Genomic DNA, 530 nt, shown 5'->3' on the forward strand with positions numbered 1-530 from the left:
GATACGATGAACAAAGCGCTAATGCCAGCACTGCAAAGTGTATGGTTTATACCGCACGTAATCGTATATATCTTTGCCTATGCGATGTTAGGTATGGCATCGCTTACAGCTTTTTATGGCATCTATAGATATAAAAAAGGACAAGAAACTAGCAGCATATTTGCTGTGATAGACCAGCTTATAAAGGTGGGTTATGTATTCTTAACCTTTGGGTTGCTCTTCGGAGCGCTATGGGCAAAAGAAGCGTGGGGACACTATTGGACGTGGGACCCTAAAGAAACGTGGGCTTTCATCACTTGGTTGGGCTACTTGGTATATTTGCATCACAAGTACAATCATAATGAGCGTAAACCACTACAAAGCTTCGTAATTGTAGGGATAGCATTTATCCTTTTGTTGGTATGTTGGTTTGGCGTGAACTACCTACCTACTGCTCAAATGAGTGTACATACTTACTCAGGATAGGACAAAACGAAATATAAAAACGAGCACCGGGCTAAAAAGACTTACCTTTTTAGACCGGTGCTCAT

General features: G+C 41.3%; 1 protein-coding gene. It reads left to right on the forward strand.

The features are described from left to right. On the forward strand, positions 1 to 465 hold a 465-nt coding region (gene ccsA, locus HMPREF9441_RS17300; RefSeq protein ID WP_008623828.1), incomplete at its 5' end, for a cytochrome c biogenesis protein CcsA. Between the last annotated feature and the right edge of the window lie 65 nt (positions 466 to 530).

The organism is Paraprevotella clara YIT 11840, assembly GCF_000233955.1.
GTDB lineage: Bacteria > Bacteroidota > Bacteroidia > Bacteroidales > Bacteroidaceae > Paraprevotella > Paraprevotella clara.